This is a genomic window from Caulobacter sp. 17J65-9 (assembly GCF_010975005.1).
GTDB lineage: Bacteria > Pseudomonadota > Alphaproteobacteria > Caulobacterales > Caulobacteraceae > 17J80-11.
On sequence record NZ_JAAIVC010000090.1, the window covers coordinates 1 to 14375 of the forward strand.

Here is a 14375-nt window from a genome sequence, read left to right on the forward strand (position 1 = left end):
GCGAAGGCGGCGGCGGCGGCCGTGCAGACCGCGCCCGCGGCCGGCCCGACGGGGCGCCCGGCGGTCACGCAGTTCGCCGCGCGCGGCCAGGCGCTGGCTTCCAGTCCGCGGGTGAAGATCCAGACGCCGCACCTGGCCGGTTCGGTGTCGCTGGAAGGCGGTCGCATCGACGACCTGTTCCTGACCCAGTACCGCGAGACGCTCGACAAGAGCTCGCCGCCGGTCGAGCTCTTCCGCCCCGAGGGCGCGGAGCACGCCTATTTCGCCGATTTCGGCTGGACCCCGGGCAACGCCGCGTCGGCCGTGTCCGACCTGCCGGGCGGCGCCACCCAGTGGCAGCTGGCCTCCGGCGACGTGCTGTCGCCGGGCAAGCCGATCACCCTGACCTACGCCAACCTGACGGGCCTGCGCTTCACGCGCACCATCTCGGTCGACGACAACTACATGTTCACCGTCACCGACTCGGTGGTGAACGAGAGCGGCCGCCCGCTGACCCTGGCCCCCTACGGCTCGGTGCAGCGCCAGGGCGTGCCCCCGGTCACCGGCCGCCAGACCATGATCTCGCACGAAGGCGCCGTGGGCGTGTTCGGCCAGAAGCGCTTCGAGAAGCTCAAGTACAAGGACTGGCGCAAGAAGGGCCTGTTCCAGGCGGCCGAAGCCAGCAACGGCGGCTGGGTCGGCATCACCGACAAGTACTGGCTGGCCGCGGTCATGCCTGACCAGGCTCACAAGATGAACGGCGCCTTCCGCGTGACCCCGCGCGGCTCGGTGGACGTGTACGAGGTCAACTTCGTCGGCCAGCCGGTGGTCGTTCCGGCCGGCGGCCAGGTCAGCTCGACCAGCCACCTGTTCGCCGGCGCCAAGCGCGCCGAGATCCTGAGCGCCTACCAGAAGGACCTGAACATCCCCCGCTTCGACGACGCGATCGACTGGGGCATGTTCTGGTTCCTGACCCGCCCGATCTTCTGGCTGCTGGAGAAGTTCTACGGCCTGGCCGGCAACTTCGGCGTCGCCATCCTCATCCTCACCGTCACGGTGAAGGCGATCATGTTCCCGCTGGCCAACAAGGCCTTCGAGTCCATGTCGAAGATGAAGAAGCTGCAGCCGAAGATGGAGGAGCTGAAGAAGAAGTACGGCTCCGATCCGCAGAAGCAGCAGCAGGAGACCATGGCCCTGTATCAGCGGGAGAAGATCAACCCGCTGGCCGGCTGCCTGCCCATCTTCATCCAGATCCCGGTGTTCTTCGCCCTCTACAAGGTGCTGTCGGTCACCATCGAGATGCGGCACGCGCCGTTCTTCGGCTGGATCCACGACCTGTCGGCGCCCGATCCGACCACCATGTGGAACCTGTTCGGCCTGATCCCGTGGGATCCGTCGACGGCGCCGCTGGTCGGCGGCCTGCTGCACACCAACCTGCACATCGGCGTGCTGGCCATCCTCTACGGCCTGACCATGTGGCTGCAACAGAGCATGAATCCGCCGGCCACCGACCCGATGCAGAAGCAGATGATGCAGTTCTTCCCGATCGTGTTCACCTTCATCATGGCCGGGTTCATGGCCGGCCTGCTGGTGTACTGGATCTGGAACAACGTGCTGTCGATCGCCCAGCAGTACGTGATCATGCGCCGGTTCGGGACCGAGAACCCGATCGACGACCTGATCGCCAAGCTGCGCGGCCAGCCGAAGCCAGCCCAGTGAGCTTCGATCCCGAGACGATCGAGGCCGCGCGAATCCTGTTCGCGCGGCCCGCCGTTTTCCTGATGGGCGCGGCCAAGATCGACCAGCTGCCCGCGCCGGACCTGCCGGAAGTGGCCTTCGCCGGCCGCTCCAACGTCGGCAAGTCCAGCCTGATCAACGGCCTGGTGAACCAGAAGTACCTGGCGCGCGCCTCCAACGAGCCGGGCCGCACGCGCGAGGTGAACTTCTTCGTGCTGGACGAGCGGATGCGCCTGGTCGACCTGCCGGGCTACGGCTTCGCGAAGGTGTCGCGCGAGACGGCCAAGAAGTTCCAGAACCTGGGACGGTCCTACCTGCGCGGCCGGCCGAACCTGAAGCGGGTCTATCTGCTGATCGATTCCCGCCACGGCCTGAAGGATCCGGACAAGGAAGCCATGGACGCGCTCGACCTGGCGGCGGTCAGCTACCAGATCGTGCTGACCAAGGCCGACAAGCTGAAACCGGCCGAGGTCGAGAAGGTGACGGCGCAGACCCTGGAAGCCATCCGCAAGCGCCCGGCGGCCTTCCCGCGGGTGCAGGCGACCTCCAGCGAAAAGGGCTTCGGCCTGCCCGAGCTGCGGGCGGAAATCGCCCAGGCGTGTGAGATCGATCTCAGCAGCATCTGAGCCCCTCTCCTCCCCTGTGAAGCGCAGCGAAACGGGGGAGGGGGACCGCCGAAGGCGGTGGAGGGGGCGAGCCGAGCCCCCGGTCACGAATTCAAGAATGCAAAATGGGGGCGCGGTCGCGCGCCAGCTCGCCCCCTCCACCACCCTTCGGGTGGTCCCCCTCCCCCGCTTACGCAGGGGAGGAGAACAGCCTTAGCGCGCGTCCTTCACCACCACGCCGCCCTTGATCACCACCGGCACGTGCTCGAGCACGGTGACGTCCTTCAGCGGGTCGCCCTTCACCGCGATCATGTCGCCGTAGCGGCCGACGGCGATGGCGCCGACGTCCTTGTCGCGGTCCAGCGCCTTGGCGGCGGTGACGGTGGCGGACTGGATGGCCTGCAGCGGGCTCATGCCGTAGCGGACCATGACCGCGAACTGCCTGGCGTTGTCGCCGTGCGGATAGATGCCGGCGTCGGTGCCGAAGATCATCTTCACCCCGGCCTTGGCCGCCTTGCGGAAGTTCTCGCGCTGGATGTCGCCGATCTCGGCGTCCTTGCGGATGTTCTCCTCCAGCACCCCGTTCTTGCGGCCCTCGGCCTGGGTGTAGTCGGTGTTGTAGATGTCCATGGAGAAGTAGGCGCCCTTCTCCTTGGCCAGGCGGATGCCCTCGTCGTCGACCAGGCTGACGTGCTCGATGGTGTCGACCCCGGCCAGGATGGCGTCGCGGATGCCCGAGGCGCCGTGGGCGTGGGCGGCGACCTTCATGTCGGTCATGTGCGCCTCGTCGACGATGGCCTTCATCTCCTCCAGCGTCAGCTGCTGCGCGCCGGGCGTGTCGCCGTGGGAGAACACCCCGCCGGTGGCGCAGATCTTGATCACCTGGGCGCCGTACTTGTGCAGCTTGCGCACCATCTTGCGGCCCTCGTCGGGGCTGTCGATCACCGCCGGGCCGACCTCCTCCATCGACGGCGGGAAGAAGGTCGAGTCGCAGTGGCCGCCGGTCGCGCCGATGGCGTAGGTCGCGGTCACGATCCGCGGGCCGGGCACGTAGCCGGCGTCGATCGCCTCGCGCAGGCCGACGTCCGAATAGTCGCTGGAGCCCACGTTGCGCACGGTGGTGAAGCCGGCGTTGAGCGTGTCCTTGGCGTTCTTGGTCGCCACCACGGTCCAGAAGGCGTCGGAGTACTGCAGGTAGTTGTAGCCGCCGACCTCGGCCAGGCTGTCCAGGTGGACGTGGGCGTCGATCAGGCCCGGCAGCAGGGTCATGCCCGGCAGGTCGACCCGCTTCACGTCGGACGACAGCCGCACCAGGTCCTGCGAACCCACGGCGGTGATGCGCCCGTCGGTGACCAGCACGACCGGCCGCTCGACCACCTTGCCGGTCTCGACGTCGATCATCCGATCGGCCGTGACCGCCACGGTTTCAGCGTGGGCCGCACCGGCGGCCAGCAGGGCGGCCATGGCGGCCCCGATAAGCATACGCGACATGTGAACTCCCCCCGTTGTCGGGGGACGCTCTCACGCAGCCGCGCGCCGATCAACGGCGCAGCTTAGACGCCGGTCGTGCCGCCCAGCTTTTCGTTGAGCCGGCCGGTGCCGCCGCACATCGGGCAGACCTCGCCGGAGCCGAGCGTGCCCGAGCCCCCGCATTCGGGGCAGACGTTCTCGGCCGATACAGGCTGTCCCTCCGGGCGAGGGCTCAGGCCCTGGTCGTCGATCTCGTGCTCTTTCATGACACGCCTCCTTGCGGAGAACGCGCCGGGCCGAGGCCCGGTTTCGGAAGCCGGCCGGGGCGTCGCCGCCCCGGCCGCAGGTCCGGCGCCTAGAACGCCGCCCGGAAGGTGATCTGGTAGATCGGGCCCGAGTGTTCGACCTCACGCTCGTACTCGTCCACGATCCCGTTGGCGCGGTTGTCGAGGATCTCGTCGATCGAGTCGCCGTCGTACTTGGCGAAGCGCTCGCGCTTTTCCTTGTCGAGCAGGTTGGCGGCCACGAAGCGCAGCACGTAGCGGCTGCCGAAGCGCTTCTCGGCGAACACCTCAAGGTCGGCGTCGTAGTCGACGCTGACCGTCTCGTCCAAAGCGGACTCCAGCCCCATGTCGCGGTCGGAATAGGTGGCGCCGAAGCTCGCGCCCCAGCTCTCGACGGTGTGGATGACGCCGACGTTGTAGACGTTGTGCGGCTGGTTGGTGAAACGCCGGTCCTGGCCGGTGAACGGATCGCGCACCTCGCTGTCCATCCAGGTGTAGTTGGCGAACAGGCCGGTGTTCGGCAGGCCGACGGCGGTCAGCGGGGCGGAGAAGTCGAACTCCACGCCCCAGGTCTTGCCGTCGCCGATGTTGCGGGCCTGGTAGACGTCGAAGATGTCGCCGCCGTCGTCGATCTCCTCGCCCGTGCCGATCACTTCGACCAGGTCGGAGATGTCCCGATAGAAGGCGTTGACGCCGACCACGCCGCGCGAGCCGATGCGGTGCTCGTAGCCCAGGTCGACGCCCCAGGCCTTCTCGCTCTTCAGCTTCGGATTGCCGACCAGGGCGTTCTCGTCGGCCGGCTCCTCCAGCAGGGTGTAGGGGGCGATCGGGTCGTAGTCGGGACGCTTGACCGTGCGGGCGACCGAGAAGCGGATCTGGTCGGACGGCGAGGCCTGCAGCTTCACGTGCAGCGACGGGTTCAGCTCCTTCTCCGTCATGGAGGCGGACAGACCGTCGCTGCTGACTTCGCGCTTGGCCGTCTCGTAGCGGAGGCCCGCCTCGACCGTCAGGGCGTCGGTCGGCTGCAGGGTCAGCTTCAGGAACGGATCGATGCGGGTCTCTTCGATGGTGTAGACCGCGCCCGGCCCCGGATCTTCCGGATCGCCGACGGCGCCCGCGTCGATGTCGTACTCGATGAGCGAGCCGTCGCGGGTCTTCTTCAGCAGGTCGACACCGCCTTTCAGCTTCGCGTTCCCACCGAACCTGACGGTGTAGGCGACGCCCGCGCCGTACTCGTCGTCGGTGATGTTCTCGGCGGTGAATTCGTCGAGTTCCGCCTCGGCGACCGTGTCGCCTTCGTCGGTGGCGGCGGTGGTCTCGTCGCGGAAGCCCGACCAGCCGAGGTCGAAGTCCAGCTGGCCGGCGCCGATTTCGAACTCGCCGTCGAGCGACAGGGCGTAGGTGCGCTGGGCGATGCGCTCGTGCTGCAGTTCGACGCCGTCGGAGTCGATGATCTCGCGGGTCACGTCGTCGACGATGAAGGTCCTGGAGACCTCGTCCTCGTCACGGTCGGTGTCGACGATCAGGCCCGAAACGCGCAGGCGGCCGTTGGCGAACCGCTGGGTCAGCTCGGCGTTGGCCGAGATGTCCACGCCGTCGCGGGTGTCGCTCTGGTACTCGATGTCGTCGTCGTCGCTGGGACGCACGCGGTCGGAGAACTTTTCCTTCGGGTTGCGGCGGCCCTGGTAGTTCAGGCCGGCCCAGAAGCTGGTGTCGCCGCGGGAGCCGGCGTAGGCCACCGCCGCGGACGGGCGCATCTCGCCGTCCGAATTGATCAGGGTCCCGGCCTTCACGAAGCCGCCCTGCAGGTCGACGCCGTCCTTCAGCACGATGTTCAGCGTGCCGCCGACGCCTTCGCTGGGCTGGTCGGCGCTGGGCGCGCGCACGATCTCGATGCGCTCGACCAGTTCGGCCGGGATGCGGTCGACGAAGAAGCTGCGGTCGGCCTCGCCGCCCGGGGCGCGACGGCCGTTGATCAGGATCTGGGTGTAGCCCGGCGGCAGGCCGCGCATGGACACGCCGTCGAACTCCAGCACGTCGGACGTGAAGGTGACGCCCGGCACGCGCTTCAGCATCTCGCCGACGCTGATCGGTTCGAAGCGCTGGAAGTACTCCAGGTCGTACGACAGCACCGGATTGGTGGCGTCGGTGCGGTCGCGATAGGCGAGCTCGCCGGTGACGATCAACTCCTCGAGCGTGGTCGTCTGATCGGCGGCTTGGGTGGTCACGTCCTGGGCGGCGACAGGGCCGGCCAAGCACAGAGGCGCCAGGGCGGCGCCCAGGAAGAGCATCTTGCGAGTCATTTAGGTCCCCCTGCCAGGAGACCCGTTGACCGCGCCGTCCTGACGCGTTCTTGCAGGGCGACAATATTGAAGCTGAGCCGCAGGACGAGTGATGATTTCTCGACGAATTCTTACAGGTTTTGCGACACCGCTGATTATATCTGTACTCGGAGCATCTTGCGCATCGGCGCCGACCCGCGCGCCGACCGCCAAGGTCGCGCCGGCGATGGAGACCGTCGCCGTGGCCAGCGTGAACGCGGACGCCGCCGACGACCCGGCGATCTGGGCCGCGCCGGCCGGCGCGCGCGCCCGCTTCGCCGGCCGCGAGGTCGACGGCTTCGTGCTCGGCACCGACAAGAAGGCCGGGCTCTACGCCTACGCCCTGGACGGTTCGGTCCTGCAGTTCCTGCCCGACGGCCTGCTGAACAATGTCGACCTGCGCGCCGACGTGATGGTCGACGGCCGTCCGCAGGTGCTGATCGGGGCCTCCGACCGCGGCCGCATGGGCGTGGCGCTGTACCTGTTCGACCCGGCCTCGACCGATCCGGCCAACGCGATCCGGCCGTGGGGCCTGATCAAGTCGGACCTGGGCGAGCCCTACGGCTTCTGCCTGGGCCGCCGCGGCGACGTCGTGTCGGCCGTGCTGGTCGGCAAGGACGGCCAGGTGCGCCAGTACCGGATCACCGACGACGCGGGTGCGCCCAAGGGCGTCGAGGAGCGCCGCTTCGCCGTCGGCTCCCAGTCAGAGGGCTGCGTGGTCGACGACGTCGCGGGCAAGCTCTACGTCGGGGAAGAGGCCAAGGGCGTGTGGACCTACGGCTTCGATCCGGCCGCCGGGAACGCCCGCGAGCAGCTGGCGCCGATGGACAAGTCGCTGCTGGTCGCCGACGTCGAGGGCACGACCCTGATGCGCGACGGCGCGGCCAGCTACGTGATCGTCTCCAGCCAGGGCGACAGCGCCTTCGCCGTCTGGCGGGTGGACGGGCCCGCGCCGGCCTACGCCGGGCGCTTCGAAGTGGTGGCCGCCAACGGTGTCGACGCGATCAGCGGCACCGACGGACTGGACGCCTGGAGCGGCCCGATCGGGGCCTATCCGGAGGGCCTGCTGGTCATCCAGGACGACGAGAACGAGGGCCGCGCCCAGAACTTCAAGTTCGTCGACTGGCGTGAGGTGAAACGCGCGCTGCGGCTCTAGTGCTTTAGGCCCGTGACAGGCCTGTCCCCGTGCGCTATCGCGCGCCCGACATGAACACGACCCCCGACGCCGAGAGCCAGGGCTGGGCCACCGCCAAGACGCTGGCGGAAGCCCTGCCCTACATCCAGATCTACGACCGCGAGACCGTGGTCGTGAAATACGGCGGCCACGCCATGGGCGAGGAAGCCGTGGCCAGGCAGTTCGCCGCCGACGTGGTGCTGCTGAAGCTGCTGGGCGTGCACCCGGTGGTGGTGCACGGCGGCGGGCCGCAGATCTCGGCCATGCTGGACCGCGCCGGCGTGAAGTCGACCTTCGTCGACGGCCTGCGGGTGACCGACCGGGCGACCATGGAAGTGGCCGAGATGGTCCTGTCCGGGGCGATCAACAAGGAGATCGCCAACTGGATCACGCTGGCGGGCCGCGAGGCGGACGTGCGCGGGGTGGGCCTGTCGGGCAAGGACGCCCGGCTGATCACCGTCGACAAGGCGCGGCGCACCAAGCGCGACCCGGACAGCAACATCGAGCGGATCGTCGACCTCGGCTTCGTCGGCGAGCCCAAGGACGTCGACCCGCAGCTGATCGAGGCGCTGATCTACGCCGAGGTCGACTACGTGCCGGTGATCGCGCCGATCGGCGTCTCCGAAGAGGGCGAGACCTACAACGTCAACGCCGACACCGTGGCCGGCGCGGTCGCGGGCGCGCTGCGCGCCAAGCGCATGCTGCTGCTGACCGACGTGCCGGGCGTGCTGGACAAGAACGGCGAGCTGATCCGCCAGATGACCGTGGCCGAGGCCCGCAAGCTGATCGCCGACGGCACGGCCACCGGCGGCATGATCCCCAAGCTGGAGACCGCCATCGCCGCGGTCGAGAGCGGGGTCGAGGCCGTGGTCGTGCTGGACGGCCGCCGTCCGCACGCCATGCTGGTCGAACTGTTCACCGAGCACGGCGCTGGCACCATGGTGAAGGCGGGATGAGCGCGGACCTGAGCCGGGTCGAGACCTGGATCTTCGACCTCGACAACACGCTCTACCCGGCCGAGTGCGAGTACATGGCCCTGATCGAGGGCAAGATGACCGCCTTCGTCATGCGCGAGACCGGCCTTGCGCGCGACGAGGCCAAGGCCCTGCAGAAAAGCTATCTGCACGAGCACGGCACCACCCTGGCGGGCCTGATGGCCAACCACGGGATCGATCCGCACGCCTTCCTCGACGAGGTGCACGACGTGGCGATGGACCGGCTGCTGCCGGACCCGGCCCTGCTCGCGGCCCTGACCCGCCTGCCGGGACGTCGCCTGGTGTTCACCAACGGCGGCTCCAAGCACGCCGCGCGGGTGCTGGAGCGGCTCGAGATCGCCGACCTGTTCGAGGACGTCTTCCACCTGGAGGCGGCCGACTTCGTGCCCAAGCCGGCCCAGGCCACCTACGAGAACCTGGTGCGCATCCACGGCGTGGACCCGCGCGCCGCGGCCTTCTTCGAAGACAGCGAACGCAACCTGAAGCCGGCCGCCGTGCTGGGCATGGCGACCGTCCTGGTCGGCGCCCACGCGGCCCAGTGCAGCGCCGACTTCGTCCACCACCGAACCGACAAACTCCCGCCGTTCCTGATGGACGCGCGGATCAGGACCGCCGCATGAACGAGCTGATCCCCCTGCAAGCCGAAGTCGAAGCCGCCTGGGAGGCGCGCGTCGAGCTGACCCCCGACACCCGCGGCCCGATGCGCGACGCGGTCGAGCAGGCGCTCGCCCTGCTCGACGCCGGCAAGGCCCGCGTGGCCGAGAAGGTCCACGGCGAGTGGGTCACCAACCAGTGGCTCAAGAAGGCCGTGCTGCTGTCCTTCCGCCTGCACCCCAACGCGGTGATGCCGAGCGCCGCCGGCCTGCCCGGCATGGGCCCGTGGTGGGACAAGGTGCCGAACAAGTTCGCGTCCTGGACCGAGGCGGAGTTCGCCGCCGGCGGCTTCCGCGCCGTGCCGGGCTCGATCGTCCGCCGCGGCGCCCACATCGGCAAGAACGTGGTGCTGATGCCGTCCTTCGTGAACATCGGCGCCTTCGTCGACGAGGGCTCGATGGTCGACGCCTGGGCCACGGTCGGCTCCTGCGCCCAGATCGGCAAGAACGTGCACATCTCCGGCGGGGCCGGCATCGGCGGCGTGCTGGAGCCGCTGCAGGCCAACCCGACCATCATCGAGGACGGCTGCTTCATCGGCGCCCGCTCGGAAGTGGCCGAGGGCGTGATCGTCGGCGAGGGCGCGGTGCTGGCCATGGGCGTGTTCCTGTCCGGCTCGACCAAGATCGTCGACCGCGCCACGGGCGAGGTGTTCCGCGGCCACGTCCCGCCCTATTCGGTGGTGGTCCCCGGCTCGCTTCCGGATCCGAAGGGGGGGCCGAGCCTCGGCTGCGCCGTCATCGTCAAGCGCGTCGACGCCCAGACCCGGTCCAAGACCAGCGTCAACGACCTGCTGCGCGACTGAGACTTCTCCCTCCCCTTCATGGGGAGGGAGAGGCCGCGTCAGCGGCCAGGGTGGGGAATTGGTGCGGCGAAAGCCGGACTGTCCCCCACCCGGCCCTTCGGGCCACCTTCCCCATAAAGGGGAGGGAGAATTCAGTTCTCACCCGCCCTGCAGCGAGTTCCAGGTGCGGCCGGTCGAGGCCGGGGCGGCGGTCTTGGCGCGCAGCCAGGCCAGGTTCTTTTCCGCCTGTTCGGGCGGCAGGTCCTCGCGGATCAGCCGCTCGGCCTCGGCGGTCTTGCCTTGCAGGCCCAGCACCAGGGCCAGGTTCTGGCGGGTCTGCAGGGTCGCGCCCGGGCGGGCGACGGCGGTGCGCAGCAGGGTCTCGGCCTGGGCCGCGTCGCCGGCCGCCGCATAGCTCAAGGCCAGGTTGGTCAACACCGCCGGATTGTCCGGCGACAGCTTCAGCGCCGTGTTCCAGGCGGCGACCGCGTCGTCGTGGCGGCTGACCTGCTCGTAGGCCACGCCCAGGAGCGAGGGCGCGCGCCAGTCCTTCGGCGCGGCGGCCTGAGCCTTCTTCAGCGGATCGATGGCGTAGAAGCCCTGGCCGCGGCCGATATGCGACCGGCCGAGCTCCAGCATGGCCTCGACATTGCCCGGATCCATCACCAGCACGCGGTCGGCGGCGGCGGCGGCCTCGGGATAACGGTCCATCGCGCGCAGGGCGGCCGACAGCTTCACGCCCGCCTCCCCGTCCTGCGGGTCGGCGTCGAACACCGTGCCCCAGAACGCGGCGCGGGCCAGCGGGTCGAGGCGGTCGGCCTGGGCGCGTTCTTCCTTGGTGGCCTTGCGCGGCGCGGCCGGAGCTGCGGCGGCGGTCGCGGGCTTGCCGGCCGGCGCCTTGGCGGCTTCGGTGGGTTCGGCCTTCTTCGACTTGCCGAACAGGCCGGCCTGCGCCGGCGCGGCGGCGGCGACGACCGCGACGGCGACGGTTGCGGCGAACGCCAGCTTGCGCGACATGAGAGCGCCTCCTTGAGCCTTCGTCCGGAGGGTCGGCGCGTCGCCCCAAGGAAGCGTTAACAGCCCGTCCGAGGCCCCATGCACGACGTTCTGATCACCGCCGCCCAATCTTCCTCTTCGGCCGCCGCCGCCATCCCGGTTCAGCTGATGCTGGAGGAGGAGTTCAAGGCGCTGCCCGAGGGCGTCCTGCGCGCCACCTGCGAGGCCCAGCGGTTCAAGGCGCAGAACGGGCACGTCGCCTCGATCTCCGGGGCGGACGGCAAGCTTAACCGGATCATCTGGGGCCTGGGCTCGAAGCTGGAGCCGATGAGCCTGCGCGCCCTGCCGACCAAGCTGCCGGCCGGCGACTACGTGATCGAGAACCCGCCGGCCGACTCCGGCGACATGGTCGCCCTGGCCTGGGCGCTGGGGTCCTACGTGTTCGACCGCTACAAGAAGCGCGAGAACCACGCCCGCCCGCGCCTGGTGGCGCCCGAAGGCGTGAACCTCGACCACGTCCGTCACGTCGCCGGCGCCTGCGAGCTGGCCCGCGAGATGGTCGACACCCCGGCCGCCGACATGGGCCCGCTGCAGATCGAGACCATCGCCCGCGAGATCGCCGAGAAGCACGGCGCGCGCATCGGCGTGGTCACCGGCGACAATCTGCTGGAGGAGAACTACCCGGCCGTCCACGCCGTGGGCCGCGCCGCCGCCCCGCACCGCGCGCCGCGCGTGATCGAGCTGGCCTGGCGGGAAGACCGCACGGAGCTGCCGCTGGTCGCCCTGGTCGGCAAGGGCGTGGTGTTCGATTCCGGCGGCCTGGACATCAAGCCCGCGTCGGGCATGCGCAACATGAAGAAGGACATGGGCGGCGCCGCCCACGCGCTCGCGCTCGGCCGGCTGATCATGCAGGCCGACCTGCCGGTGCGTCTGGTGGTGCTGGTCGCGGCGGTGGAGAACGCCATTTCCGGCGACGCCTTCCGCCCCGGCGACGTGCTGTCCACGCGGCTGGGCAAGACCATCGAGATCGGCAACACCGACGCCGAGGGCCGGGTGATCCTGTCGGACGTGCTGGCCCGCGCCGGCGAGCTGGAGCCGGCCCTGACCTTCGACTTCGCCACCCTGACCGGCGCGGCGCGCGTGGCGCTGGGGCCGGAGCTGCCGCCGTTCTACACCGACGACGAGGGCCTGGCGGTCGAGATCGCCGCGGCCGCCAAGGCGCACGCCGACCCGATGTGGCGCATGCCGCTGTGGCCCGGCTACCAGGACGCCGTGAAGAGCGACATCGCCGACGTGCGCAACGATTCCGCCGACTGGGCCCAGGCCGGCTCGGTGACCGCGGCGCTGTTCCTGAAGCACTTCGCGCCGAAGGTCGGCAGCTGGACCCACTTCGACGTCTTCGCCTGGAACTCGCGCGGGCGGCCGGGCTGGCCGGTCGGCGGCGAGGCGCAGGCGATCCGCGCGGTGTTCGCGATGCTGGCCAAGCGGTTTCCCGCCGCGCGTTAACCGGGTCTTCGGAACCGGGGACTAAGGATCACGGTCCGCTAGTTCATCGCCCGGAGTCCCCGGTGACCGAAGAATTCGATCCCCGCACCACCCTGGCCCGGCCCGATCTGGCCGAGCAGGCCCTGGAAGGGATCGTGCGCGCCCAGCGCTACGCCGAGCCGAGCCGCCGCCAGTGCGCGGTCTCGGCGGCGGCCATCCGCAAGGCGCCCGACAACACCTCTGAACAGCAGGACCAGCTGGTCTTCGGCGAAGCCTTCGACGTGCTCGACGAAAAGGACGGCTGGGCCTGGGGCCGCGCGCGCCGCGACGGCTATGTGGGCTGGGTCGAGGCCGCCGCCCTGGCCGAGCCGGTGCTGGCGCCGACCCACCGCGTTTCGGCCCTGCGCACCTACGCCTTCGCCGAAGCCGACCACAAGTCGGCGGTCGCCGTGCTGCTGACCCTGAACAGCCTGGTCACGGTCGAGGCCCGCGAGGGCCGGTTCGTGAAGATCGCCCGCGCCGGCTGGGTGGTCGAGGACCACCTGGCCGCCTTCGACACCTTCGAGCGCGACGCCGCCGGCGTCGCCGAACGCTACCTCGGCGCCCCCTACCAGTGGGGCGGCCGCGAGAGCCTGGGCCTGGATTGCTCGGGCCTGGTGCAGCAGGCGCTCTACGCCTGCGGCCGCGCCTGCCCGCGCGACGCCGACATGCAGGCCCGCGAGGCCGGCGAGACCATCGAGGCCGGCGACGGCTTCGCCAACCTGCGCCGGGGCGACCTGGTGTTCTGGGAAGACCACGTCGCCCTGATGGTCGACGAGGCCCGGATCATCCACGCCACCTCCTGGCACATGCAGGTGGCGGTCGAGCCGCTGGCCGCGGCCGTGGCCCGGGTCGGCGCGCCGACGACCTTCCGCCGCCTCTGAGGCGCGCGCCCGCCAGCTTGTCAGTCGACGCCCTCTAGGCCCAATCTCCCCGGCGAAGCGATCGGGGAGCGTCGGCGTGACGAACTTGCTCGTGTTCATTGCGTCCACCGCCGCGATCTACGCCCTCCTGCGCATGGTCGAGCTGGCGCGTCCGGCGGGCCGGCACGGGGCCTGGCGGCTGAACGTCGGGATCGGCCTGATCAACCACGCCGCCACCCAGTTCATGCTGCTGACCGTCGGGCCGGCCACCGCGCTGCTGGTCAACCGCCTGGGCGGCGGCCTGATCGACTTAGGGCCGCTGGGCCTCTGGGGCGTGGCGCTCTACGTGCTGGCCGCCGATCTCGGGGAGTACCTGTTCCACCGCGCCCAGCACGTCGTGCCGTTCCTGTGGCGGCTGCATTCGCTGCACCACAGCGACACGGCCATGAACGTGACCACCAGCAGCCGCCATCACTGGCTGGACCCGCTGCTGAAGGGCGTGTCGATCTTCGCGATCGTCGGCCTGCTGTTCAAGGTGACGCCCGCGGCGCTGGCCGCCTACGGCCTGATCTGCTTCTGGCACCACGTGGTGCACGCCAACATCCGGCTGGGCTTCGGCCGCTGGTCGTGGGTGCTGAACGCGCCCCAGTACCACCGCATGCACCATGCGACGGCCAGCGAGTACCACGACTGCAACTACTCGGCCCTGTTCCCGGTCTACGACCTGGTCAGCGGCAAGTACCGCCGGCCCGAGCCCGGCGAGTTTCCCGAGACCGGCCTGGACGACGGCCGCGCGCCCACGACCCTGATCGCCGCCGCCACCTGGCGCTGACCGCTCTCGCGCGTCACGCGGGGCGCATGAAAAAGCCCCCGGCGCCGGAGCGTCGGGGGCTTAATTCGTTCAGGCTGATCGCCGGATCAGTGGGCCGGCGCGGCGGCCGGGGCCGCGGTCTCGGCGGCCGGTTGGCCAGGCGTCGCGGCCGGAGCCGGGG

The 14375-nt window shown here is 69.9% G+C and carries 13 protein-coding genes; 9 read left to right on the plus strand and 4 right to left on the minus strand.

Features of this window, described 5'->3' with window-relative positions:
- Both yidC and yihA read left to right on the plus strand, forming a co-directional pair.
- Positions 1 to 1698: membrane protein insertase YidC (yidC, locus tag G3573_RS13470; protein ID WP_163261733.1), on the plus strand; the 1698-nt coding region annotated here is incomplete at its 5' end.
- Positions 1695 to 2342, plus strand: a complete 648-nt coding sequence (gene yihA / locus G3573_RS13475) for a ribosome biogenesis GTP-binding protein YihA/YsxC (RefSeq protein WP_163261735.1) — start codon at positions 1695 to 1697, stop codon at positions 2340 to 2342. The genes yidC and yihA, both read left to right, overlap by 4 nt.
- A 192-nt stretch (positions 2343 to 2534) precedes the next feature.
- Here yihA and G3573_RS13480 read toward each other — a convergent pair whose 3' ends face one another.
- The 3 genes from G3573_RS13480 to G3573_RS13490 form a co-directional block, all read right to left on the minus strand.
- Positions 2535 to 3812, minus strand: a complete 1278-nt coding sequence (locus G3573_RS13480; protein WP_163261737.1) for an amidohydrolase family protein — start codon at positions 3810 to 3812, stop codon at positions 2535 to 2537.
- Positions 3813 to 3874: 62 nt separating this feature from the next.
- Positions 3875 to 4057 (minus strand): hypothetical protein, encoded by a 183-nt coding sequence (locus G3573_RS13485; RefSeq protein WP_163261739.1) that lies wholly within the window; start codon positions 4055 to 4057, stop codon positions 3875 to 3877.
- 89 nt (positions 4058 to 4146) lie between these two features.
- Positions 4147 to 6378, minus strand: coding sequence for a TonB-dependent receptor (locus tag G3573_RS13490; protein ID WP_163261741.1), 2232 nt, complete (start codon positions 6376 to 6378; stop codon positions 4147 to 4149).
- Positions 6379 to 6469: 91 nt separating this feature from the next.
- Between G3573_RS13490 and G3573_RS13495 the strand changes: the two genes are divergently transcribed.
- Genes G3573_RS13495 through dapD form a run of 4 tightly spaced genes read left to right on the plus strand, consistent with a single transcriptional unit; the run spans position 6470 to position 10021 of the window.
- Positions 6470 to 7552, plus strand: coding sequence for a phytase (locus G3573_RS13495; protein ID WP_163261743.1), 1083 nt, complete (start codon positions 6470 to 6472; stop codon positions 7550 to 7552).
- Between the two features lie 50 nt (positions 7553 to 7602).
- Complete coding sequence (gene argB / locus G3573_RS13500) at positions 7603 to 8526, plus strand: acetylglutamate kinase (RefSeq protein WP_163261745.1); 924 nt, start codon at positions 7603 to 7605, stop codon at positions 8524 to 8526.
- Positions 8523 to 9185, plus strand: a complete 663-nt coding sequence (locus G3573_RS13505; protein ID WP_163261747.1) for a pyrimidine 5'-nucleotidase — start codon at positions 8523 to 8525, stop codon at positions 9183 to 9185. The genes argB and G3573_RS13505 overlap by 4 nt, the downstream gene beginning before the upstream one ends.
- Complete coding sequence (gene dapD / locus G3573_RS13510) at positions 9182 to 10021, plus strand: 2,3,4,5-tetrahydropyridine-2,6-dicarboxylate N-succinyltransferase (protein ID WP_163261749.1); 840 nt, start codon at positions 9182 to 9184, stop codon at positions 10019 to 10021. Before G3573_RS13505 ends, dapD begins: the two co-directional genes overlap by 4 nt.
- 138 nt (positions 10022 to 10159) lie before the next feature.
- Here the strand turns inward: dapD and G3573_RS13515 are convergent, their stop codons facing one another.
- A complete protein-coding gene (locus G3573_RS13515) occupies positions 10160 to 11017 on the minus strand; it encodes a tetratricopeptide repeat protein (RefSeq protein ID WP_163261751.1) in 858 nt (285 codons plus the stop codon).
- A gap of 78 nt (positions 11018 to 11095) precedes the next feature.
- On the opposite strand from G3573_RS13515, the gene G3573_RS13520 reads away from it, so the two are divergent.
- From G3573_RS13520 to G3573_RS13530, 3 genes are all read left to right on the plus strand, one after another.
- On the plus strand, positions 11096 to 12502 hold the full coding sequence (locus tag G3573_RS13520; protein WP_163261753.1) for a leucyl aminopeptidase family protein: 1407 nt from the start codon (positions 11096 to 11098) through the stop codon (positions 12500 to 12502).
- 62 nt (positions 12503 to 12564) lie between these two features.
- Complete coding sequence (locus G3573_RS13525; RefSeq protein WP_163261755.1) at positions 12565 to 13404, plus strand: NlpC/P60 family protein; 840 nt, start codon at positions 12565 to 12567, stop codon at positions 13402 to 13404.
- Between the two features lie 76 nt (positions 13405 to 13480).
- On the plus strand, positions 13481 to 14215 hold the full coding sequence (locus G3573_RS13530) for a sterol desaturase family protein (RefSeq protein ID WP_163261757.1): 735 nt from the start codon (positions 13481 to 13483) through the stop codon (positions 14213 to 14215).
- Positions 14216 to 14375 lie beyond the last annotated feature (160 nt).

What these genes read in the sequence shown, in the direction of transcription:
- G3573_RS13480 (WP_163261737.1), bottom strand. Translation starts at nt 3,812, where the DNA reads ATGTCGCGTATGCTTATCGGGGCCGCCATGGCCGCCCTGCTGGCCGCC.
- G3573_RS13485 (WP_163261739.1), bottom strand. Translation starts at nt 4,057, where the DNA reads ATGAAAGAGCACGAGATCGACGACCAGGGCCTGAGCCCTCGCCCGGAG.
- G3573_RS13490 (WP_163261741.1), bottom strand. Translation starts at nt 6,378, where the DNA reads ATGACTCGCAAGATGCTCTTCCTGGGCGCCGCCCTGGCGCCTCTGTGC.
- G3573_RS13495 (WP_163261743.1), top strand. Translation starts at nt 6,470, where the DNA reads ATGATTTCTCGACGAATTCTTACAGGTTTTGCGACACCGCTGATTATA.
- argB (WP_163261745.1), top strand. Translation starts at nt 7,603, where the DNA reads ATGAACACGACCCCCGACGCCGAGAGCCAGGGCTGGGCCACCGCCAAG.
- G3573_RS13505 (WP_163261747.1), top strand. Translation starts at nt 8,523, where the DNA reads ATGAGCGCGGACCTGAGCCGGGTCGAGACCTGGATCTTCGACCTCGAC.
- dapD (WP_163261749.1), top strand. Translation starts at nt 9,182, where the DNA reads ATGAACGAGCTGATCCCCCTGCAAGCCGAAGTCGAAGCCGCCTGGGAG.
- G3573_RS13515 (WP_163261751.1), bottom strand. Translation starts at nt 11,017, where the DNA reads ATGTCGCGCAAGCTGGCGTTCGCCGCAACCGTCGCCGTCGCGGTCGTC.
- G3573_RS13520 (WP_163261753.1), top strand. Translation starts at nt 11,096, where the DNA reads ATGCACGACGTTCTGATCACCGCCGCCCAATCTTCCTCTTCGGCCGCC.